The sequence below is a fragment of the Chryseobacterium sp. T20 genome, assembly GCF_047345655.1.
Classification (GTDB): Bacteria; Bacteroidota; Bacteroidia; order Flavobacteriales; family Weeksellaceae; genus Chryseobacterium.
On record NZ_JBLFDU010000002.1, the window covers coordinates 354,571 to 376,343 of the forward strand.

Below are 21,773 nucleotides of genomic sequence, written 5' to 3' on the forward strand. Positions count from 1 at the left end.
AAGATTCAAATTCGTCCTTTTACATGTATTATCTTTATTTTCTCAGGTTAATTCTTCTTCCTGAAAAACAAAGCTCTGTTATACTCAAAATTCATTCTGGCAATATTCAGGACCGAAATTCCCTGAGGACATTCCACCTCACAGGCTTCTGTATTGGAACAGTGCCCGAATAATTCCGTATCCATTTGGGCAATCATATCCAGCACTCTTTTGCTTCGTTCTTCTTTTCCCTGAGGAAGAAGCGCCATGTGAGTGATTTTTGCAGAGGTAAACAAAGCTGCGCTTCCGTTTTTACAAGTGGCAACACAAGCTCCACAGCCAATACAAGCCGCGGAATCAAAAGCTTCTTCAGCTGTCTGGTGAGTCACCGGAATAGCCGTAGCATCAGGAGCCTGACCTGTATTGACAGATACAAAACCTCCTGAAGATATAATTCTGTCAAAAGCAGAACGGTCTACCTTTAAATCTTTTTTCACCGGAAATGCTCCGGCCCGGAATGGCTCTATCAGAATCGTTTCCCCATCTTTAAAGGAACGTAAATGAAGCTGGCAGGTAGTTGTATTTTTCAAAGGACCATGGGCAATACCGTTAATCATCATCCCACATTGTCCGCAGATTCCTTCACGGCAGTCGTGATCAAATTCTACAGGCTCATCCCCTTCAATGATCAGTTTTTCATTCAGGGTATCCAGCATTTCTAAGAAAGACATATGGGAATTTAATCCTTTCAGGTCATAGCTCACAAGCTTTCCTTCACTTTTTCTGTCTTTCTGTCTCCATATCTTAAGATGTAAATCCATAATTTTTGCTTTTTATTTGTAACTTCTTACCGTTGGCTGAATCTCTTCAAAGATCAGAGGTTCCTTAATCAGTTCAGGTTCTCCATTTTCACCTGTCCATGCCCAGGCAGAAATAAATTGGTATTCCGTATCATTTCTCATGGCTTCTCCATCCGGAGTCTGGAATTCTTCTCTGAAGTGAGCACCACAGGATTCATTACGGGTTAAGGCATCATAGCACATCAGTTCTCCTATTTCAAAATAATCGGCTACACGGCCTGCTTTCTCCAGCTCGGTATTCATTTTATCTCCCTGCCCGGAAACTCTTACGTCTTTGTAAAATTCCTGTTTCAGTTTTCGGATTTCCTGAATGGCATATTTTAATCCTTCTTCATTTCTTGCCAGTCCACAATAATCATACAGGAGCTTTCCTAATGTTTTGTGGAAGTAATCAACGGTTTTGGTTCCTTTGATATTGATGAAGTCATTAATTTGATCTTTAACGGCCTTTTCAGCCTGTTCAAATTCAGGAGTATCCGGTGAAATTTTTCCGGTGTGAATTTCATCTGCCAGATAATTGGCAATCGTGTAAGGAGCGATGAAATATCCGTCTACAGACGCCTGTAAAAGAGAGTTGGCTCCTAATCTGTTGGCACCGTGATCGGCAAAATTAGCTTCACCCAACGCGAACAATCCCGGAACAGTAGTCATCAGCTCATAATCTACCCAAAGTCCACCCATTGAAAAATGGGCAGAAGGAGAGATCATCATAGGTTCTTTATACGCATCGTATCCTGTTATTTTAAGATACATATCGAATAAGTTTCCATATTTTTCTTTAATCTTATCTTTTCCCTGTTCCTGTATTGCTTTGGAAAAATCAAGATATACTGCATTTTTCAAAGGTCCGATTCCGAAACCTGCATCAATTCTTTCCTTGGCGGCACGGGAAGAAATATCCCTTGGAGCAAGGTTTCCGAATGCAGGATACCTTCTTTCAAGATAATAATCTCTTTCATTTTCCGGAATATCATTCGGTGGTCTGTTTTCCCCTTCTTTTAAAGGAACCCAGATTCTTCCGTCATTACGCAATGATTCAGACATTAAGGTCAGTTTTGACTGATAGTCTCCGGACTGTGGAAGGGAAGTAGGGTGTACCTGAATCCAGCTTGGGGAAGCCATTAATGCTCCTTTTTTATGAGCTCTCCAGATTGCAGAACCGTTACATCCCATAGCAAGGGTAGACAGATAATAGATTTTTCCGTAACCTCCTGTTGCCAATATTACAGCATGTGCTGCGTGTCTTTCAATGTCTCCGGTATCTAAATTCCTTACAATAATTCCCCTGGCTTTACCATCAACAGTAACCAGATCCAGCATTTCATGTCTTGAAAATAATTGTACAGAACCTTTTCCGACCTGTCGCATTAAAGCCTGATAGGCACCAAGAAGAAGCTGCTGTCCCGTTTGTCCTCTTGCATAGAAAGTACGGCTTACCTGAACTCCTCCGAAGGATCGGTTGTTCAGATATCCACCATATTCCCGCCCGAAAGGTACACCTTGTGCTACAGCCTGATCGATGAGGTTCAGAGAACACTCTGCCATTCGGTATACATTGGCTTCACGGGCTCTGAAGTCTCCTCCTTTCAGAGTGTCTACAAACATTCTGTACACGCTGTCACCATCGTTTTTATAGTTTTTGGCAGCATTCACACCTCCTTGTGCTGCCACGGAGTGAGCTCTTCTCGGGCTGTCCTGAAAACAGAATGATTTGACATTATATCCCATTTCTCCTAAAGAAGCTGCGATTGAGCTTCCCGCCAGCCCTGTTCCTACCACAATCACATCCAGTTTTTTTCGGTTGGCAGGGTTTACGAGTCTTGCTTTCTTTTTATAATTTTCCCATTTATGTGCTAATGGGCCTTGTGGTATTTTTGAATCTAAAATCATGATCGTTCCTTTTAATGATAAGTAAAGAATACATACACCGGCATCAATGCAAAACCTACACAGATAATGATTGAATAGGCAATCCCGATAGTTTTGAACCATTGTACGAACTTAGGGTGATATAATCCCAGAGTTCTTACAGCACTATGGATCCCATGAATCAGGTGATAACATAAAGCGATCATTGATAAAACGTAAATGATAACGTACCACCATTCTTTAAAGACATTCACTACCAGAATGTAGAGGTCTTTATTTCCGTTTTCATCCAAAGGAGGATTTCCGAATTTATAGATATACCAGAAGTTCTGGAAATGGATCACCAGGAAAATCAGAATTAATGTTCCAAGGATTCCCATGTTTCTGGAAGCCCATTTGCTGGCTCTTCCCCGTCCATCTGTTTGATAACCGCCTCCTGACTTTTTATTTTTTAAAGTAATAATAAGCCCGTCTACCGCATGCAGAATAATACTGGCATACAAAACGTAGGAAACTATTTTGATAATGATATTTCCTGATAAAAAATGCGAATAGGCATTAAATTGCAGGTGTGCCTGTTCTTGTGGAAGAAAAAGCTGAAGATTTCCAAGGAAATGAATCAACAGGAAGAATCCCAAAAAGAGTCCTGTAAGGCACATCAGCATTTTTCTTGACAGTGTTGATAACATATTTTTGATTTATTGATTAATAATATCCTAAGACTTTCATCCACAATCCTCCTACAACCATATAGATGATCAGTAGAACGATTCCTATTTCAAGACCTCTTACCCACCAGGCTTTCAGATCCACATATCCACTTCCGAAGAATACCGGAGCCGGACCGTGACCGTAATGAGTAAGTACTCCGTAAATAGAACCCATGAAACCAAGCATCATTGCCAATAACATTGGAGGAATTCCCAAAGAAACACCTACACCCAGCAAGGCAGCATACATAGCAGCTACGTGAGCGGTAGCACTTGCGAAAATATAGTGACTGAAGAAATACACTACGATAATAACCGGGAAGGCTACCTGCCAGCTCAAACCTCCAATCTGTACTTTGATAAGGTTACTGAACCATCCAATGAAACCTAATTCATTTAAAGAACTTGCCATCATCACCAGTACTGCAAACCAAACGATCGTATCCCATGCTCCTTTTTCTCCTTTTACATCTTCCCACGTTAATACTGAGGTTAGTAGTAATAATGTTAATCCAATAAAGGCTGTAGTAGTAGCATCAATAGAAAGAGCTCCACCAAATATCCAAAGGGCTAACAGAATGAAGAATGCCAATAGCATCAGCCATTCATTTCTGGAAATAGGTCCCATTTCTTTTAATTTCTGAGCAGCCATTTTCGGAGCATCCCCTGTTTTTTTCAATTCAGGTGGATATAATTTGTACAATACCAAAGGAACAACAAAGAATGCTACTGCACCAGGAATAAAACCTGCTGCTGCCCAAGACATCCAGGTAATATCAATACCAAGGTTAGCGGCAAATTTCTGACACATTGGGTTACTGGCTGTCCCGGTAAGGAACATAGAAGAAGCGATCAGGTTCATGTAATAACTGTTCAAAGTCAGGAATGAGCCTAATTTTCTGTGGGTTTCCGGCTTTTCAGGTACGGAATCAAAGCTTATTGCCATAGATTTCATGATCGGGTAGATAATCCCACCACCTCTTGCTGTATTACTTGGAATAGCAGGCGCAAGACAAACATCGGCAAGACCTAATCCGTAAGCCAATCCCAGTGAGCTTTTACCAAAAACTCTGATGAATAAAAAGGCGATACGATTTCCCAATCCTGTTTTGATAAATCCTCTGGCAATAAAGAATGAAATTCCGATCAGCCAGATTACTTTATCTCCAAAACCGGAAAGCGCTTTGGTAATAGATTTTCCTGCATCCCCAGGAGCAACTACCTGCGTAAGGGCTGTAAATCCAATGGCCATCATACACATTGTTCCCATTGGAGCCGCTTTTAGAATGATTCCTAAAATAGTTGCCGCAAAGATGGCAAACAGATGCCAGGCATTCTCGGCTACACCCTCCGGAGCAGGAATGAACCATATGATTAACGCAACAACAAATGTGATCGCTACGTTTCTGATATTAATTTCTTTCATGATACTAACTATTTAATCGTTAAAATCTACTTTGTACCTGTACAATGAATAGATTGTTATTGTATTGTGATGTGTTTTCTACCTGATGTTTGTAGCGGTCAAACTGTACTCCCAGCTGAATTCTTGCGCCGTAATTTTTCAGGAATTCCAATCCGAACATTGGGGTAATCGTTTGTCTTGGGTTGGAAGCCATTCTGAAATTGGTGTCAAGGTATTCGTAACGGCATGACAATTCGAAGGCACTGAGATTTTTGTGGTTGATCTCATATCTTAGATTGGGAAGGAAATAAGCCCCGCGGATCAGATATTGGTCAGGATTATCGGGACGTAATTCAGGGGCAATAGAATTGTACAGAACGTGATTGGTTGCCTGTTTGGCTTCCAGCTGCATATCAAGGCTCCATTTTGGATCAAACTCAATCAATGAACTTAGATCTACGCCCAGCGCATATACTTTTTTGCTGAAAACTTCTCCGGTACCTCCATTCAGACCTACATTGAAGTGGTATTTTTTTGATAATCCGAAAACCAGACGGGTAGAATACTGTTTTCCGTTGTCATTATCATTGATCTGATTTTTTCCATTCCCATTCACTACCGAAACAGCATATTGGAAAGGAATTTCTCCCAGTTGAAGCTGTCCTGTAGCAGACATCCCGATCTGGAAGCTTGTCCAGCCCAGTTTTCCAAATTCCGTATACTGATTGGACCAATCCAGAGATTTAATAATGTCAATAGGATAGGTCTCTTCAATACCGAACCAGGGTCTGAACTGTCCTACGGTAATCGCTAATTTGGGGTTGAAAGTATACTTCAGGTAAGCATTTTCAAGAACTCTGCTTTTAGGATCATTTTTAAAATCAGCAAGGTTGGCCAAAACAACAACCTCTGTACGTTTACTGATCTGTGCCCGAACCTGAACTCTCATGTATTTGAGCATGAAATTATTATCAGTTCCGGAACCGTCGGTGTGATGAAGTCCGTTAACATCTACATCTTTACTCATTCCTACAAGGTAACGTGCCTGAAAAAGGCCTTTGATCTGCAGTTGCGGATATTTTACATTGTCTTCTTCCTGTGGAGGAGGAGTGGTCTTCAGAGAATCCTGATTTTGCGCATAAGCTGATAACCCACAGGCCAGCATGCACAGGATCAGGCTTTTCTTTTTAATCGAAAAAAAGGCCATATCTATTTTTGTTTTTTTATTGTGAACTCTATTTTACCACAACTGCTTACTTATCCCGTTAAATTTTTGATTTTCAGTATTTCGTCTAATCATAAAGGGGCATACTTAGGATATTGTCTACTAAGCACGAGCATTTTTTGTGGTGAAATATCTATTTTAATCCTAAGAAGGTGAACGGTGCAGATTCTTTAAATTCTGCATTGGATTTTCCGTTATAAGTGCGGTTGTTACTAAGATCCAGTTTCATCACTTTCCCTTTAGAGCTTAGGTCAAAATCTTTAAGATCTACCCAAAAAGTGTTGGGAGTGAAAACCGTTTCAAAATAATACACCAGGTTTTTCTGATCCGAAACAGAACGCCATCTTGTTGACGAAATATTAGGTTCTGTTGCAGAAGTGATTCCATAAGGAACAGAGCAGTTTCTGATCACACTGAAAACACTGGCCACTGCTGTACGGGTATCTGCAGTCTGAGGAATTGCATTGATATAGTAAGAAGCTCTTACAAAGCGGTCTGCAGCACGGTTGGTTCCCGGAAGCATAACCGTTCCCGGAATGCCCTTCCAGTAATTGTTAAGAGCAAGCTGTTCTTCAAAAACCGGAGAGTTGGTCATTACCGTATAAGATGGATCATGATGAATAACCAGTTTTCCGTCAATATATTCGAATACCGCATTGTCTCCTGAAGCGTCAGAAATAGAAAGATGAACCGTTGTAAATCTTTCTGTTCCCGGAATATAATCACTCACAATAACGAAAGGTTCTTTGCGGGAGAATTCTACGGCTTCTTTTACTGTGGCGAAATTATCAAGATAATATTGTGCCCATAATGAAATGGCAATTCCCTTTTTACTTCCTTTTCCATCGAATTTAGGATATTGAGATTCTCCTAACCAAAGCAGGTTGGCTACCAGTCCCTTTTCATTCATTCCATCTGCAGATGCAATATCCCATGAAGAGCTGATGAGGCTTCCGTACTTTGCGGTCCATTTTACAGATTTAGAGCCTACTTGTCCGTTGCGGTCTATTCCTTTTGGCAGCACCCATAAGTTGGCGGGAATTTCGTCACGCCAATCCATAGAACGGGCTGTAATAACGGTATTCTGGGGACCTTTGTAAACTACCCTTGTACAGGCTTCTGAAGGATTCCATAATCCTATAGAGAGGACCAGAGAAAATAAAATTAATGGGAACTTTTTCATAATAGTATTATTTGAATTTAAATTTTATAGAGAATTCATTGAGAATAATTCAATGAATTTTTGCCATATTCATTATTTGGTGATATAAATTTAGCGAAATTTGTTTAAATAAAACAATTATTGAGGTTAATAATGTGTAATCCATGTTATGAATCATGATTAAAGAGTGCATAACCTGATTATTGGATTTTTTTTCGTATATTTTAGATATTTGACATGAAAAAGGGGAAAAAATAAAGAATATTTTAATGTGTTTTTGCTTCTTTTTTTGCCGGAAATCACCCATAAATACTTGGTGGAGCAGGCTTTAAAATTAGATACCACAAAGAAGAAAGCTGTTTGAAAAAACAGTATATTTGATAGATAGACTGAAAAGATATATGAATTTTATAGAGTGCCATGAAGAACCTATCCATATTCCGGGTTCTATTCAGAGTTTTGGTTATTTGATTGGCATTGATGCAGAATCCCATACCATTACTTTTTTTAGCAGGAATATTGCGGATTTATTTAAAGTCGGAAGTTCAGAAGAGCTGTTCGGAAGAAAGATTACCGACTTTCCTGAAAGTTTTCAGAGCATTATTGATTCAGAAATCTATACTTCATTGGACAAGTTTACCAGACGTAAAAATGAAACCTATTTCGATAAGGTTTTTATCAATGATAAAGAGTATCATTTTTCTGTTTTCAGAAGTGAGCTTTATATCTTTCTGGAGTTTGAAGAAGTGATCATTAATCCCAATAAACGGATCTCCAATAAATATGATAACTTTTACATCATTGATAATGAAAAGGAACTCTGGAATCATCTTCTGGAAACGCTTTCGAAGGTGATCAACTATGATCGGATGATGGTCTATAAATTCATGATGGACGGTTCCGGAAAAGTAATTGCCGAAAAGAAGAATGAAAACATGGAAAGTTTCCTCGGGCTTCATTACCCGGAGTCTGATATTCCAAAGCAGGCAAGGGATCTTTACCTTAAAAAAAGAAAAAGAATTTTCAGTAATGTATATGCGGATACCGTTCCTATTTTAAGCAAAAAAGCAGAGAGTATTGATCTCACTTTTTCAGCATCAAGAGGGATGTCACCTATTCACGGGCAGTATCTTAAAAATTCGGGAGCAGCTTCAAGTTTCAGTGTTTCCATTATTATTGATGACCATCTTTGGGGATTGGTTACCTGCCAGAATGTAGAACCCAAACATATTGATCTTGAAGACAGGGTACAGGCCGGAATTTTTACAACACTTGCTGCCAATGCTTATTCATCTTTTAAATCAAAAAGTGAACTGAATTACCGTTTGGAACTGAATGAGAAAACATCTCAGCTGAAAACGGAATTCTTAAAACATAATCATCTCTTTGATTCTCTTATTGAATGTAAAAAAGAGATCAGAAATTTACCTGAAGCAGACGGACTTGCTATTATTTCGGATGAAAATATAATTACAGACGGCAATACACCTGATCTTGATACAGTAGGAAGAATTGCGCAATGGGCTCTTGGGAATACTGATGAGCGTATCTATGTAAGCAGAAGCTTCCTTAAAGATCACGGTAAAGAACTTGAATTGACCGAAAATGCGGCAGGAATTGCCATCTATTTTATTGAAAGAGATAAAAATGAAATGCTGATCTGGTTCAGAAAAGAGTTTGATGAACATATCAACTGGGCCGGAAATCCCGAGAAGAAAGTAGAGGTGTTTTCTCAGAATGGAGAGGAAAAGCACATGATATCACCGAGAACTTCATTCCGTATTTTTACAGAAAATATCAAGGGGTATTCTAAAAGATGGAATTCCAGAAATATAAGTGCTGTACAGGCTGTAAGGGATTTAATTTTAGAAACTTCCCATAAAAATTACAACGCCATCAAAAGGCTTAATGATGAGCTTAAAAAAGTAAATGAAGAACTTGACAGTTTTTCTTACACCATCTCTCATGACCTGGGTACTCCTCTGACCGTAATGAAACTGAATGCACAGATGCTTTTGGGAAATCTTGCAGCTGATGCTGAAAAAAGTAAAACCAAAATCAATTCAATTATCGAGGAAATCGACAATATGGCGGAAATGATGCATGATGTGTTGCAGTTAAGCCGTGCCAAGCACAGCGAAATACAGCTTGAAAGCCTGAAAACAGCTCATACAATTGAGAAAATTTCCGAAAATGCCAAGATGACCTATGGCAGTCCGAATAGTGAAATTATCATTAAAGAATGCCCTGATGTATTGGCTGATAAAACCATGCTTCATCAGGTATTTCTGAATATCATCAACAATGCTGTGAAATACTCTTCCCATAAAGATCTTCCGAAAGTGGAAATTGAAGGGTCAGAGGACGGACAGACCATTATTTACAGAATCTCGGACAACGGTATCGGTATTCCTGTGGAAGAGAAGCACAAAATGTTTAAAATCTTCAACCGGATGGATAATGCCAAGAAGTTTAAAGGAAACGGAGTAGGGCTGTCTATTGTACACCGCATCATGAAAAGATTGGGAGGAAATGTAGATTTTGAAAGTAATAGTGAGGGGACTTCCTTTATTTTAACGTTCAAAAAGCCTTATATTTGAGAAACTTTTAAAACGTTATTTATGGTATCAGAATATCTAAAACAGAATACAGCGGATTATCACGATGCAGCAGAAAAGCTTTTTAATTCTGAAAAGATTTTCAACAAAACTTTCACTTTAGAAGATTATAAAAAAATCATTCATACCAATTACCTGATGCTTCTTCATAGTGAAGATAAAATATTCAGCAGCCTTTCTGATAAGTATGCAGAAAAACTTCAGCTTGATGCAAGAAAGAAGCTTTCACTTATTGAAAAAGACCTCAAAAGTCTTTCCCTGGAAAACCAGGAAGTTTCTCATCCTCTTGAGTTCAATAACGAACATGAAGCACTGGGAGCGATGTATGTGATTGAAGGTTCTACCCTTGGTGGAAATGTAATTGCAAAGCAACTTTCCAAAACGGAAGGTTTTGATGAGGTTACTTTCAACTTTTTCGGATGCTATCAGGAGAATACAGGGCCAATGTGGAAAAATTTCAAGGAAGTTCTGGATACAGAAGTTGCTGAAGAAAACTATAATGAAGTGCTTTCCGGTGCGAAAAAACTATATACGTTTTTACTGAACGTCAACTAATTTATTTTAATTCTAATTAAATTCCTGAAAAATTGCTCAATTTTTCAGGAATTGTTAAATTTGGGGAGTTTCAAATTTAAACTTAACTAACAAAAAATAATTTTTAAAAAGTAACAATATGAAAGTAACTGTAGTAGGTGCAGGCGCTGTAGGAGCAAGCTGTGCAGAATACATCGCAATGAAGAACTTCTGTTCAGAAGTAGTTTTGGTAGACATTAAAGAAGGGTTTGCTGAAGGAAAAGCAATGGATTTGATGCAGACAGCATCTCTTAACGGATTTGATACAAAAATTACGGGTACAACAGGAGATTACAGCAAAACTGCAGGTTCTCATGTAGCAGTAATCACTTCAGGGATTCCAAGAAAACCTGGAATGACAAGAGAAGAATTGATCGGTATCAATGCTGGTATCGTGAAAGACGTTACTGAAAACTTAGTAAAACATTCTCCGGAAGTAATCATCATCGTGGTTTCTAACCCAATGGATACTATGGCTTACCTTGTTCACAAAACTTCAGGTCTTCCTAAGCACAAAATCATCGGAATGGGTGGTGCATTAGATTCTGCAAGATTCAAATACAGATTGGCTGAAGCATTAGAAGCTCCAATTTCTGATGTAGACGGAATGGTAATCGCTGCTCACAGTGATACAGGTATGCTTCCATTATTAAGCAAAGCTACAAGAAATGGAGTTCCTGTAACTGAGTTCTTAAGTGATGAACAACAAAAGTATGTCATCGAAGAAACTAAAGTAGGAGGAGCTACGCTTACGAAATTATTAGGAACTTCAGCTTGGTATGCTCCAGGTGCTGCTGTTTCTGTAATGGTTCAGGCAATTGCATGTGACCAGAAGAAAATGATCCCTTGTTCTTTAATGCTTGAAGGAGAATACGGACAAAATGATATCTGCCTTGGTGTTCCTGCTATCATTGGAGCAAACGGAGTAGAATCTATTGTAAACGTAACTTTGACTGCTGAAGAGCAATTGAAATTCGCTGAAGCTGCTAATGCAGTAAGAGAGGTGAATGGAGATTTGAAATTCTAATTTACAGAGCTGGCTTTCTGCCAGAATTTATAAATAAAAACAGATCGTTTCATTTTGAAGCGGTCTGTTTTGTTTTTATTAAAAACAGTATCGGGGCGGCCGAAGGCTGCCCCGATACAATTGTTGTCATTATATTCTTTTACTCCTTCACAATTTTTTTATTGTAATGGGAGTTATCAAGGGTAATGTCAATAAAATAAACTCCTTTCACTAAAGATGAAACATCTACGGAAATCGGATTATTCGAGGACATAACATTCGTTTGAAGAATCTGTCTTTGATTCAGATCTAAAATTTTAATAATCCCCTTTTTAAATTCTTTATCTGTTTTAATAAATAAAATGTCCTTGGCTGGGATAGGATAAACATTTATATCATTATTTACAGATGGAGATATTTTGGAAGTTTCATTATTTTTCTTTGAGGCTTTATCACTGGCAGACTTGGATACAGGGGAGAATGTATAGCAGGTATTTGTATTTTCTACATGCAGAAAATGACTTTTCCCTGTTCCGGGTTCTAAGTATGTACCAGCATCCAAAGTAATTCCTTTTTTTGCCTTAAAATTTACATTAGCATTTTGTGTGAAACTTTCATTTTTGATCTTAATGAATTCAGGAGCATTAAGAAGTTCAAAATTCCAGCGATTAAATTTTTTGTTTTCAATGATAATTTCTCCGCCATTTTGAGAATTCATTTGCCATGCCATCTTATTGGCCTTTCCTGCATCTAATCTACCTGCTCCTAACAGTCCGGCAAAAGTTTGATTAGGAGGAAGATGATCAATATTAGCAGAAGTCAGTTTTATAATTGTTTCAGCTTCAGCAGGTGATAAGCAGCTATTGGATGAAAATAATAAAGATAAAGTACCTGAAACTAATGGAGCTGCAAGGGAAGTTCCTGTCCATACCTTTCCTAGACATTCATCACATTCAGGATAGGGCAGTCCAAACATTTCATAAGAAGGGGCTACAACATCAACATCTTCGTTATTTTGAGTGCCGTTCATCTGAGTCGCATAATTAAAATAATGAATATCCTTAACATTGGTTGTGTTGGCAGAATTGAGATCATTAAGATGGCCTACACCACTCACAGCGATGACATTTTTGTACGATGCCGGAAATACCTGGGCATATGTACTTCCACAGCTTCCATTTCCGGCTGCTGCAACGAGAATTGTTCCATTATTATATATTTCATTTACAGCATCCTGCTCTGTCTGCGAAAAACTGCATGTTGACAACCAGCTCATACTGATAATTCTGGCTCCGTTTTGAGACAGTTGTTTCAGTGTGTTCCAGCTGCCATAACCCATTTGGCTGGTTACCAGTAATTTATTATTAAAACCTATAGAAGATATTCCAAAATTATTATCCGTATTGGAACCTGCCAGACCTGCAACAACATTTCCATGAACTTCATTGCCTACGGTTTGTCCGGGAAGTGTTGAGATTTTATTTTCAAACTCTTTGTGTGTTAATCTAAATCCGGTGTCTGAAATTCCCACTATAACTCCGTCACCTTTGGAATAGTCCCATGCTTCCCGGGCATTAATCAGATCCAGATGAGTATGTGAGATATCTTCCGGTATCAAATAATAGTCATTAGGAGTATAGTTATATACAAGGGGAGAAATGGTTTTAAACTGTGGGAAGATTTTATTTTCTGTGCCTGGTTTAAGTAATGAAATCTCTTCATTACGGATGTCTATTTTCTCAGATTTTACAATGCCAGCTTTGTGAGTGACCATAAAATCATTATAATCTCTTTCGGTTTTAAATTCTATTAATGATGTATTCTTTAACTTTTGAGAAGAAAAATCAGAAAAAGCTTCTTCATACTGTACAACTTCTAATTTTTGGTTGTTAAAAGATAAAGTTTTTAATTGTCTGTTTTCTCCAATAACCGCCTGGGGCTTATTGGAAGGATCTTTAAATTCTACATAATATAAAAACCTGGTTTGTTGTGAAAAACAAAATGCATTCAAAAATAAAAATCCCAAAAAGTAACTTTTTGTTTTCATTATTTTGAATTTTGTAGGGTTTCTATTTTCTTGTTAAGATCAATAACGTGAAGGGTAAGTTCTTCTATTTTTTTTAGTAAAAGAATATTCATTTCTTTCAGTTCAATACCTTCTTTAATTGCTTCTGCTGTTGTTGGAACCTCTGGAAGATGTTTATTTTCTTTAATATAATTTTCCAGTGTCTTCAGGTCCATGAGTTTATAATTATCCTCAAAAACATAATCTGCCCAACCGTTTTCAGCAGCAACTTCAACTTTTACCTTTTCTGTTTTTATCCCTTGGCGGACAAATAGTTTATAATTGTTACAGTCTGAACATCCTGTTTGTTCAAGATTGTTCCAGTTCACCCCAATTAAAACCTTGCCATTAGCTCTCACAGAAAAAACGGGTTGTGACCAGTTCCCCGGAGTGGGTGGTGCCGATAAGGTTAAAATACCAACATCATTAGTCTGATGGTTATTATAACTTAGCCACATTAAGTCGCTGTCTTTAATATTATTCTGACCGGCACTGAAAAAATGATACCCATCTGATGCTGGGTTACTGGCTACAAATGTAGCATTTCCTAAAAGATTAAGAGTCCGGTTCGGGTCAGGAGCTGTCCCTATCCCGATGTTTCCCACAGAATTGATCTGTATTCTTTCTTTATTACCTGTCTTTATTACCAGATCTTTTGCGTCTGAGGTACCTAAAAAATTGACAGCGGGATCAGTACCGGTATTTCCTGTCAGGTTCCATGTTTGTGCGTTGGAAAATGCTGCTATGACAATAGCTGCCAGAGTGATTGTTTTTTTCATGTGTAATTAGTTTTTGTTTCGTGATAAATATACTAAATATATCAACGGGCTGTGATTATTTTTTTGATTTATGAATCATATTACTGTACCTACAATAAGCTAAATCAAATTATTAATCTTTTAAAAGGTTATTATTGAAATGTTTACGTTGTATTTATTGGAATAGGATGGCCTTATATAACTTTTATAAAAATCTCAGGATGTAATTTTTTAATGATTTCTATTTTATTTTACTCTCAAAATTTTCAACAGCACTCACAAACTCACTATTTTTCTCATAATACAGAAGATGCCCGCCATCAATAGCAACTACTTTTTGATTAGGAAACCTGAAGGTCTTATAATGCTGAGTTCCCACTGCTTTATCCTTCTTTCCGGTGATGACAAGTACAGGAACTTTGATATCTTTTGTGATAGGAGCATAATCAGCGTAATATTCCGGAAAATCTTTAGGTTTTGAAATAACTGCCATTCCGAAGTCGATAATTCTGGGGTGAAGGGAATCAATCTTATCGGATTCTTTTATGGTTTCAATATCTTCGGTCAGAAATTTATATCCGATTCTTTTCTTTCTTAAAGCGCTGCTGACTTTTGAAAGTTCTGAAGAAAGGCTGTCTTTAGGAATCACTCTGTTTTTTACTTCTAAAAGGCTGTTTCCGTATTCAATCTGTTCTTTGACAGATTCATCATTCAGGAAATGGAGTGTGACATTGGCAAGGATAAGCCCTTTGGTATGTTCGGGATATTTTTTTGCGTAGTTCACAGCTATAATTCCTCCAAAAGAATGAGCCAAAAGGAAGATCTTTTTCAATTTAAGATATTGTCTCAGTTCTTCAATATCCTGAATCATTTGATCAAGATGGTAGTTTTCAGAAGTCCCGGATTCACCAGAACCCCGCTGATCCATATAAACCATCTGCATATTTTTTTCCAGATTGTTCCCACCCATCAGTTCAAAGGAGGGATATCCCTGTCCGGGACCACCAGGAATATAAAAACATGCTTCTCCTTTTCCGGAGACTTTGTATTTGATCTTTACATGATCTGAGGTTTCATAAAAGCCTTCAGAGGGACGATTCTGAGCTGAAATGAGTGTCAGGGAAACGAAAAAAAAGAGTAAGAGAGCAATTGTTTTCATATTATTATAACAATTGTAATGAGGTGTTTATTACTCAAAAAATTATATTCTTTTTGCCTTGTCCCAATTAGGGTGGTAAGAATATATTTTTATTTCATAGATCCCGGAAGAATTCTAACTTCATAGGGAATATTCTGTTTTCCCCAGCTGCAGAGCTGGTGCATCACTTTTGTCAATTCTGATCCGCTGGGTGTAATATGATATTCAACTTTTAAAGGAACTTCATTGAATATTTTCTTGGTAATCAGGTTTGATTTAACCAATTCATTGAGTACGGAAGATAATACATTATCTGAGATTCCAACCAAGGCTTCTTTCAGTTGGGAGAATCGGGAGACATCATGGGTGATTAATAATAAAACCTCTGCTACCCATCGCTTACCAATAATCTTTAGGACTTTATTCAGGGTACATCTGTCGTCCAGATAATGTTCATTTATTGAATTGGTAGAACTCAGCTTCTTTTTACTCATACTCATTTATTTATTAGTAGCTCACAATGGGCTGTAAGTGATTCCCAGTGATTTTTTCAGCATACATTTGTCTTATAAAATTACGGTTTTTAGTCTATAGTTTAATAATTTTAAAATAAGTAAAATGAAAGCATATCAGGTAAGTAAAGAGTACAGTATATCTTCTCTTGAGCTGGTGGATAAATCCTATCCAAAGCTTTTACCCAACGAAGTATTGGTGAAAATGAAAGCCAATTCTCTTAATTACAGAGATCTTATGGTCGTAACAGGCTATTCTTCGTGGCAGCCTCCCGTAGGAAGAATACCGGTTTCTGATGGAGTAGGTATCATTGTTGAAAAAGGAAGTGAAGTAACGACCTTGGCTTTAAATGATCGTGTTGCCGGATTATTTTTACCTAAATGGATCGATGGAAAACTGACAGATGAAAAAATAGGCGGTTCTCTTGGCGGTGCTAAAACAGATGGTCTGCTACAGGAATATGCCATATTTGATCAGAATGAAGTCATTAAAGTTCCCGATTTTTTAAGTGATGAAGAGGCTGCAACGTTACCTTGCGCCGGACTGACGGCCTGGCATGGCGTGATTGAAAAAGGTGATATTAAATCAGGGAGTACAGTTCTCATCCAGGGTACAGGAGGTGTTTCTCTGTTTTCTGCTCAATTTGCTTTGATGGCTGGGGCTGAAGTGATTTTGTTATCAAGCAGTGATGAAAAATTGGCTTTGGCTGAAAAAATGGGAATTAATCATCTTATTAATTACCGCCAAATTCCCGAGTGGGAAAAAAATGTCATGGATATTACCAGTGGAAGAGGAGTCGACCATATCGTAGAAGTGGTAGGAGGCAGTAATATCATCAGATCCATGAATGTAATTGTCCTTGATGGAACCATTGCTGTTATTGGTCTGATGGGAGGATTAAGTGCTGAGCTGGATACAGCGAAAATTATGTCCAGACAAATCAGACTGCAAGGAATTGAAGTGGGTTCTAAAGAAATGTTTAGTCATATGAATGAAGCTTTGGCAGCACATCAGATACATCCGATCATTGATCATGTATATCCATTTGAAGATGCAAAATCTGCTTTCTCTCATCTTGAAAAGGGTGCAACAGGGAAAATTGTGATAAAGTATTAGGTTTTATTTCGAAAAGGACTTGTTGATATCAACAAAAAAATCACTGGAAAAACAGTGATTTTTTATTTTTATTTAAGAATATGAGTTGGACTCATTTCAGCTTTTCAAAGTTCTGCCATCTTTTCAAACAGCTTAGGATAAACCGTTACTAATCCCGTTTCATCAATTGAAATCTCTGCTTTAAAATCATTTTCTATATTTTCATACAGGTATTGATTAACAGATGTCCGGGTATATTGCTGCTGTACAGGTCTGATATGATGGTTTAAGACATCAATATAGATGACATCAATTTTCTGAGAACTGTTTTCTGAAAGTTTTAAATTGTTGATCGGTAAAGTGTTGGTAAATGGTGTCAGAGAAATATCTATAAATTTAAAATTATTGAATTCCGGATTTATAACATTATTAATTTCCCATTGATCCTGAATTTTTTTTCCGGCAAGTGTTCTTTTTACCCTATCGATCTCCGATTCGATCAAAAAACCCTGGATGATCCAGTCTTTATCAATGCGAATTTTATATTCTACATTATATATTTTATTTTTAAGGCAACCGATGATCTTTGATTCTACCGTATAGTTTTTATCATCGGATTGTAAATTAAAATATTCAAGAGATTGATAAAATATTCCTTTCCAGATCAATGTTTTCATAATGATATTCTTTGATGTAATATTACGAGATGCAAGGTAATGAAAGCCATGGCTTATTACAAAAAAAGAGCGGTAAAAACCGCCCTCAACAAAATTTTATCTAACAAATATTTTTTACATATAAACACATCCGCATCCTGTTTCCCATTCCTGGCAAAGGCGCATCGGTTCATTACATCCCGGGTTGCTACCGCCACCCCCGGAAACTCTGTAGCATGTACCATCACTGCAATAATATGATCCTACAGTTGGTGGACAATTTCCATCCATATCACATATGGCATAAGGAGTGTCTCCACCGCTGATTAACACAAGCTGATTTCTCTTTAATTTTTTAAAATTTTTCATAGTAATCATTTTTAATTTGTTGATTACTAATGTATAAAATTATTAACACACCAGCAAGTGTTTTAATGAATATGATAAAATTACTCTATATCTAAGGTCATAAAAAGAGCAATTTCTTCTGCATTTTCGTACAATCTTGTATTCAGTCCGGTAATATTAAATCCTATTCTTCTGTAAAACTGTATCGCAGGATAATTTGTATTTTGTGTTTCCAGTTCAATCACTCTGCAATTCAATTTCCTGGCTTCTTTAATGGCACTTTTAATCAACATAATTCCGATTCCCTGTCTTCTGTATTTTTCGTTGATCAGGATATTTTCAATATAAAAACTGTTGTTCCATGTTCTTTGTTCACAGATAATCCAGCCTGCCAATTCTTCATTAACAAAAGCACCGAAAGAATTTCCCTGTTCAATGATGGTATTCAATTCTTCAAGATCTTCAGAAGTCGTTTCCCATATTTTGTGGTAAGGCAAAGACTTCTCTTTTAAAATAAACTCAAAAGAACCTCCAAACTCAATAGAGGAAACCACATATCTTACATCCGTTGTATACCCGTTATGTCCCCAATCCAGACTTGGATTAGAGGTTAGTTTTTGTAATTTTTTTATTTCCACCCTTGTATATTTTTATTTTATTGAATTTCAGTACAAATTTCTACCAGATAATTGTTGGGATCTTTAATATAAGCCGTTTTTTGTCCCCATGGTTTTATAGCAATGTCTTCATAAAGGACAGCTCCGTTTTTTATTGCTTTTTCTACCAAAGCCTCTACATTATCTGTTGTAAACCCCAGTTCCATTCCGAAAGGTTGGTCTTCGTTTTTGGCTGTTATAAATCCTTTTTTAATATTGGAATTAGCCAGGCTCACAGAGGCGAATGAGAGACTTGTTTCTCCGGTCAGGAGTTCACCATAATCTTTTTCGGGGGTGATGAATTTTATTTTAGAGCCAAAGGTATTTTTATAAAAGTTCATAGACATTTCTACATCTTCTACATAGAGAATGACATACTTGAATTTGATCATATGATTGAATTTAAATGGTTTTATTTCTTGGTGATAATATATTCTTCATCTCTCATCAGTTTTATATGAGGGCCATGTAGAGGATACTCTTTGAAACTTCCGAAATGACCGAAATGAAGAGCGTATTTCTGAGTCAGCTGTCTTACTTTGTTGCCAAAAGAATTGATGTCAACCTTTTGAATGGCTTCTTTTTTCTGTCTGCCGTTGGTGAAAAAAAGCATCAGGTTACAATGATCTTTAAAATCAAAATCATTATAATAAAATACATCGATGTTTTCTTCTCTGCAAATGTGGGTCAGGTCATCAATCAATTCTTTTTTATGCTGTAAAGGCAGATTACAATCTATTCTTGCTGCATAATTTTCTGCATTATTTTTTTTGAAGTCAGAACCGACCATCTGAATGAAACAATGCTGTATAGTTTTAAATTCCTCTCTTTCCGGAGGATAGTTTTGGCTGGATTGAATGGTAAAAGGAAGACTTGCATCCAATAATACTACATTTTCACGGATCAATAGCTCTTCAACCTCTTTGGCAAACTGAAAATGAAAATCAAAAAGCATATAGTCTCCAATATTGATTATTATTTGATTTCCATCGATATTCAGGTGTAGATATGTTTTCTTGAAATCTGATTTTAGCGCTTCCAGTTTATGGATAAAATCATCTGTATTTTCAACCTGAATTCTTGCTGTCAGTTCAGGAGGATTATCGGCATGTCCTCCATATCCGGGATAAAATTTGAAAAACTGAAAGTCATATAATTGATCTGGAAATTTGAAATACCAGTATACACCTAAAATCATAGAAGATTATTGATAATTGTACAATAATCAAATTTAAATAAAATTTCATACTCCAAAACTTTCAAAACCCTTAAATTTGTTGTCAATAAAAATTTACTTGGATGCTTAGGAACATTTCAATTGCGGCAGCTACTTTATTGTCCGTAGTTACAATCAATGCACAGAAGAACAGAAATACTCAACTGGAAAGGCCCAAATTAGTTGTAGGTCTGGTAGTAGACCAGATGCGTTGGGACTATTTGTACCGTTTTTACGGTAAGTATGGGAATGATGGTTTTAAAAGACTTTTGAATACAGGATATTCTTTGAATAATGTACATATTCCTTATGTTCCTACTATTACGGCTTTGGGTCATACATGTATCTATACAGGATCTGTACCGGCTATTCATGGAATTGCAGGAAACGACTGGACGGATAAAGAAACAGGTAAAGGAGTTTATTGTACTGCAGATGAGAGTGTTCAGCCAGTAGGAACTACCAATACAAAAACAGGAAGCCACTCTCCGAAGAATCTTTGGTCTACAACAGTAACTGACGAATTGAGACTGGCAACGAACTTCCAGGGAAAAGTTGTTGGTGTTTCTTTGAAAGATCGTGCTTCTATTCTTCCTGCAGGACATACTCCAAACGGAGCTTTCTGGTTTGATGATAGTACAGGGAATTTCATTACCAGTACTTGGTATATGAATGATCTTCCTCAGTGGGTAAAATCATTTAACTCGCAGAACCTTCCTGAAAAATTAGTAGCTAACGGATGGAATACTTTACTTCCAATTAATGAATATACTGAAAGTGCACCAGACAATTCTCCTTGGGAAGGTCTGTTGGGAAGTGCAAAAACACCTACTTTCCCTTACAGTAATTTAGCAAAAGACTACCAGACTAAAAAAGACAATATCCGTTATACACCATTTGGAAATACTTTGACTTTAAAATTGGCAGAAGCTTCTGTAGAAGGTGAAAAACTGGGTGGAGATAATATCACAGACTTCTTAGCGATCAACCTTGCGTCTACAGATTATGCAGGACATAAATTCGGACCGAATTCTATTGAAGTAGAAGATGTTTATATCAGATTAGATCAGGATTTGGCAGAGTTTTTCAAATATCTTGATTCAAAAGTAGGAAAAGGGGAGTACACTGTTTTCCTTTCTGCTGACCACGGTGGCGCACACTCTGTAGGATTTCTTAAAGAACATAAAATCCCAACTGGTTTCTTCGGTGAAGATGCAGAAAAGAATCTTAACCAGAAATTGAAAGATAAATTCGGAGCAGATAAATTGGTTAATGCCATTGATAACTATCAGGTTTATTTCGACAGAAAAGTATTGGCAGACAACAAGCTTGAATTGGATGATGTAAGAAACTTTGCTGTAAAAGAAATTGAGAAAGATCCTACTGTTTTATATGCTGTTTCTGTAGACAAAGTTCAGGAGGCAAGCATCCCGGAGCCTATCAAACAAAGAATTATTAATGGAATCAACAGACAGAGAAGTGGAGATATCCAGTTAATTTCTCATGATTCTATGCTTCCGCCATATTCTAAAACAGGAACTACACACAGTGTATGGAATTCTTATGATTCTCACATTCCATTAATCTTTATGGGATGGGGAGTGAAACAGGGAGAAAGCAATAAAGAATATCACATGACAGATATTGCTCCTACGGTATCTTCTTTATTGAAAATCCAGTTCCCAAGTGGAAATGTAGGAAATCCGATTACTGAAGTTATTGGTAAATAAATTAATTATAGAACTAATCTGTTTAAAAGTTTATTTTTTGAAACATTAAGATTGTATTAAGGTGTTGAGAGTATTAAGATGAGCTTCGCTTTAAGCTTAAAAATCAGAATGATTTATCTTAGCTATACTTTATTTCTTAAATGACCCTTAATGGTTCATCGAAATTTTTTGATAAGTTTAAACAGTTACAG

At 37.0% G+C, this 21,773-nt stretch carries 20 protein-coding genes; 5 read left to right on the plus strand and 15 right to left on the minus strand.

Annotation, left to right across the window (positions count from 1 at the left end):
* Positions 1-47 precede the first annotated feature (47 nt).
* The 6 genes from ACMA47_RS06950 to ACMA47_RS06975 form a co-directional block, all read right to left on the minus strand.
* Positions 48-800 carry a succinate dehydrogenase/fumarate reductase iron-sulfur subunit gene (locus ACMA47_RS06950; RefSeq protein WP_413929211.1) on the minus strand — a complete coding sequence of 251 codons (753 nt, stop codon included), beginning with the start codon at positions 798-800 and terminating at the stop codon, positions 48-50.
* 12 nt (positions 801-812) lie between these two features.
* Positions 813-2,729: a fumarate reductase/succinate dehydrogenase flavoprotein subunit gene (locus ACMA47_RS06955; RefSeq protein ID WP_413929212.1), complete on the minus strand. Its 1,917-nt coding sequence runs from the start codon at positions 2,727-2,729 to the stop codon at positions 813-815.
* Between the two features lie 11 nt (positions 2,730-2,740).
* Positions 2,741-3,397: a succinate dehydrogenase cytochrome b subunit gene (locus ACMA47_RS06960; RefSeq protein ID WP_413929213.1), complete on the minus strand. Its 657-nt coding sequence runs from the start codon at positions 3,395-3,397 to the stop codon at positions 2,741-2,743.
* 16 nt (positions 3,398-3,413) lie between these two features.
* Positions 3,414-4,844 carry an anion permease gene (locus tag ACMA47_RS06965; RefSeq protein WP_413929214.1) on the minus strand — a complete coding sequence of 477 codons (1,431 nt, stop codon included), beginning with the start codon at positions 4,842-4,844 and terminating at the stop codon, positions 3,414-3,416.
* A gap of 19 nt (positions 4,845-4,863) precedes the next feature.
* Positions 4,864-6,030: a porin gene (locus tag ACMA47_RS06970; protein WP_413929215.1), complete on the minus strand. Its 1,167-nt coding sequence runs from the start codon at positions 6,028-6,030 to the stop codon at positions 4,864-4,866.
* Positions 6,031-6,181: 151 nt separating this feature from the next.
* Positions 6,182-7,231, minus strand: a complete 1,050-nt coding sequence (locus ACMA47_RS06975) for a linear amide C-N hydrolase (RefSeq protein WP_413929216.1) — start codon at positions 7,229-7,231, stop codon at positions 6,182-6,184.
* Positions 7,232-7,611: 380 nt separating this feature from the next.
* Here ACMA47_RS06975 and ACMA47_RS06980 point away from each other — a divergent pair, with 380 nt between their 5' ends.
* From ACMA47_RS06980 to ACMA47_RS06990, 3 genes are all read left to right on the plus strand, one after another.
* On the plus strand, positions 7,612-9,810 hold the full coding sequence (locus ACMA47_RS06980) for an ATP-binding protein (protein ID WP_413929217.1): 2,199 nt from the start codon (positions 7,612-7,614) through the stop codon (positions 9,808-9,810).
* A 21-nt stretch (positions 9,811-9,831) separates the two neighbouring features.
* Complete coding sequence (locus tag ACMA47_RS06985) at positions 9,832-10,383, plus strand: biliverdin-producing heme oxygenase (protein WP_413929218.1); 552 nt, start codon at positions 9,832-9,834, stop codon at positions 10,381-10,383.
* Positions 10,384-10,501: 118 nt separating this feature from the next.
* Positions 10,502-11,428: a malate dehydrogenase gene (locus tag ACMA47_RS06990; RefSeq protein WP_002977420.1), complete on the plus strand. Its 927-nt coding sequence runs from the start codon at positions 10,502-10,504 to the stop codon at positions 11,426-11,428.
* A 139-nt stretch (positions 11,429-11,567) separates the two neighbouring features.
* Here ACMA47_RS06990 and ACMA47_RS06995 read toward each other — a convergent pair whose 3' ends face one another.
* The 4 genes from ACMA47_RS06995 to ACMA47_RS07010 all read right to left on the minus strand — a co-directional run bounded on the left by ACMA47_RS06995 (position 11,568) and on the right by ACMA47_RS07010 (position 15,862).
* Positions 11,568-13,454: a S8 family serine peptidase gene (locus tag ACMA47_RS06995; protein WP_413929219.1), complete on the minus strand. Its 1,887-nt coding sequence runs from the start codon at positions 13,452-13,454 to the stop codon at positions 11,568-11,570.
* Positions 13,454-14,251 (minus strand): hypothetical protein, encoded by a 798-nt coding sequence (locus ACMA47_RS07000; RefSeq protein ID WP_413929220.1) that lies wholly within the window; start codon positions 14,249-14,251, stop codon positions 13,454-13,456. Before ACMA47_RS07000 ends, ACMA47_RS06995 begins: the two co-directional genes overlap by 1 nt.
* Positions 14,252-14,471: 220 nt before the next feature.
* The gene (locus ACMA47_RS07005; protein ID WP_413929221.1) at positions 14,472-15,389 is read right to left on the minus strand and encodes an alpha/beta fold hydrolase; all 918 of its coding nucleotides are present in this window, start codon (positions 15,387-15,389) and stop codon (positions 14,472-14,474) included.
* Between the two features lie 89 nt (positions 15,390-15,478).
* Complete coding sequence (locus ACMA47_RS07010; protein ID WP_413929222.1) at positions 15,479-15,862, minus strand: winged helix-turn-helix transcriptional regulator; 384 nt, start codon at positions 15,860-15,862, stop codon at positions 15,479-15,481.
* A gap of 124 nt (positions 15,863-15,986) precedes the next feature.
* Between ACMA47_RS07010 and ACMA47_RS07015 the strand changes: the two genes are divergently transcribed.
* The gene (locus ACMA47_RS07015) at positions 15,987-16,997 is read left to right on the plus strand and encodes a zinc-dependent alcohol dehydrogenase family protein (protein WP_413929223.1); all 1,011 of its coding nucleotides are present in this window, start codon (positions 15,987-15,989) and stop codon (positions 16,995-16,997) included.
* Positions 16,998-17,101: 104 nt separating this feature from the next.
* Here ACMA47_RS07015 and ACMA47_RS07020 read toward each other — a convergent pair whose 3' ends face one another.
* The 5 genes from ACMA47_RS07020 to ACMA47_RS07040 form a co-directional block, all read right to left on the minus strand.
* Positions 17,102-17,653: a putative glycolipid-binding domain-containing protein gene (locus ACMA47_RS07020; RefSeq protein WP_413929224.1), complete on the minus strand. Its 552-nt coding sequence runs from the start codon at positions 17,651-17,653 to the stop codon at positions 17,102-17,104.
* Positions 17,654-17,767: 114 nt separating this feature from the next.
* Positions 17,768-18,001: a hypothetical protein gene (locus tag ACMA47_RS07025; RefSeq protein ID WP_413929225.1), complete on the minus strand. Its 234-nt coding sequence runs from the start codon at positions 17,999-18,001 to the stop codon at positions 17,768-17,770.
* An 80-nt stretch (positions 18,002-18,081) separates the two neighbouring features.
* Entirely contained in the window at positions 18,082-18,618 is a 537-nt protein-coding gene (locus ACMA47_RS07030; protein ID WP_413929226.1) for a GNAT family N-acetyltransferase, read from the minus strand.
* Positions 18,619-18,635: 17 nt separating this feature from the next.
* Complete coding sequence (locus ACMA47_RS07035) at positions 18,636-19,028, minus strand: VOC family protein (RefSeq protein WP_413929227.1); 393 nt, start codon at positions 19,026-19,028, stop codon at positions 18,636-18,638.
* A 20-nt stretch (positions 19,029-19,048) separates the two neighbouring features.
* On the minus strand, positions 19,049-19,834 hold the full coding sequence (locus ACMA47_RS07040) for a hypothetical protein (protein WP_413929228.1): 786 nt from the start codon (positions 19,832-19,834) through the stop codon (positions 19,049-19,051).
* A gap of 101 nt (positions 19,835-19,935) precedes the next feature.
* Here ACMA47_RS07040 and pafA point away from each other — a divergent pair, with 101 nt between their 5' ends.
* Positions 19,936-21,582: an alkaline phosphatase PafA gene (pafA, locus tag ACMA47_RS07045; RefSeq protein WP_079242831.1), complete on the plus strand. Its 1,647-nt coding sequence runs from the start codon at positions 19,936-19,938 to the stop codon at positions 21,580-21,582.
* Positions 21,583-21,773: the final 191 nt, after the last annotated feature.

Coding starts and splice junctions, on each gene's coding strand:
- ACMA47_RS06950 (WP_413929211.1), bottom strand. CDS start 800: ATGGATTTACATCTTAAGATATGGAGACAGAAAGACAGAAAAAGTGAA.
- ACMA47_RS06955 (WP_413929212.1), bottom strand. CDS start 2,729: ATGATTTTAGATTCAAAAATACCACAAGGCCCATTAGCACATAAATGG.
- ACMA47_RS06960 (WP_413929213.1), bottom strand. CDS start 3,397: ATGTTATCAACACTGTCAAGAAAAATGCTGATGTGCCTTACAGGACTC.
- ACMA47_RS06965 (WP_413929214.1), bottom strand. CDS start 4,844: ATGAAAGAAATTAATATCAGAAACGTAGCGATCACATTTGTTGTTGCG.
- ACMA47_RS06970 (WP_413929215.1), bottom strand. CDS start 6,030: ATGGCCTTTTTTTCGATTAAAAAGAAAAGCCTGATCCTGTGCATGCTG.
- ACMA47_RS06975 (WP_413929216.1), bottom strand. CDS start 7,231: ATGAAAAAGTTCCCATTAATTTTATTTTCTCTGGTCCTCTCTATAGGA.
- ACMA47_RS06980 (WP_413929217.1), top strand. CDS start 7,612: ATGAATTTTATAGAGTGCCATGAAGAACCTATCCATATTCCGGGTTCT.
- ACMA47_RS06985 (WP_413929218.1), top strand. CDS start 9,832: ATGGTATCAGAATATCTAAAACAGAATACAGCGGATTATCACGATGCA.
- ACMA47_RS06990 (WP_002977420.1), top strand. CDS start 10,502: ATGAAAGTAACTGTAGTAGGTGCAGGCGCTGTAGGAGCAAGCTGTGCA.
- ACMA47_RS06995 (WP_413929219.1), bottom strand. CDS start 13,454: ATGAAAACAAAAAGTTACTTTTTGGGATTTTTATTTTTGAATGCATTT.
- ACMA47_RS07000 (WP_413929220.1), bottom strand. CDS start 14,251: ATGAAAAAAACAATCACTCTGGCAGCTATTGTCATAGCAGCATTTTCC.
- ACMA47_RS07005 (WP_413929221.1), bottom strand. CDS start 15,389: ATGAAAACAATTGCTCTCTTACTCTTTTTTTTCGTTTCCCTGACACTC.
- ACMA47_RS07010 (WP_413929222.1), bottom strand. CDS start 15,862: ATGAGTAAAAAGAAGCTGAGTTCTACCAATTCAATAAATGAACATTAT.
- ACMA47_RS07015 (WP_413929223.1), top strand. CDS start 15,987: ATGAAAGCATATCAGGTAAGTAAAGAGTACAGTATATCTTCTCTTGAG.
- ACMA47_RS07020 (WP_413929224.1), bottom strand. CDS start 17,653: ATGAAAACATTGATCTGGAAAGGAATATTTTATCAATCTCTTGAATAT.
- ACMA47_RS07025 (WP_413929225.1), bottom strand. CDS start 18,001: ATGAAAAATTTTAAAAAATTAAAGAGAAATCAGCTTGTGTTAATCAGC.
- ACMA47_RS07035 (WP_413929227.1), bottom strand. CDS start 19,028: ATGATCAAATTCAAGTATGTCATTCTCTATGTAGAAGATGTAGAAATG.
- ACMA47_RS07040 (WP_413929228.1), bottom strand. CDS start 19,834: ATGATTTTAGGTGTATACTGGTATTTCAAATTTCCAGATCAATTATAT.
- pafA (WP_079242831.1), top strand. CDS start 19,936: ATGCTTAGGAACATTTCAATTGCGGCAGCTACTTTATTGTCCGTAGTT.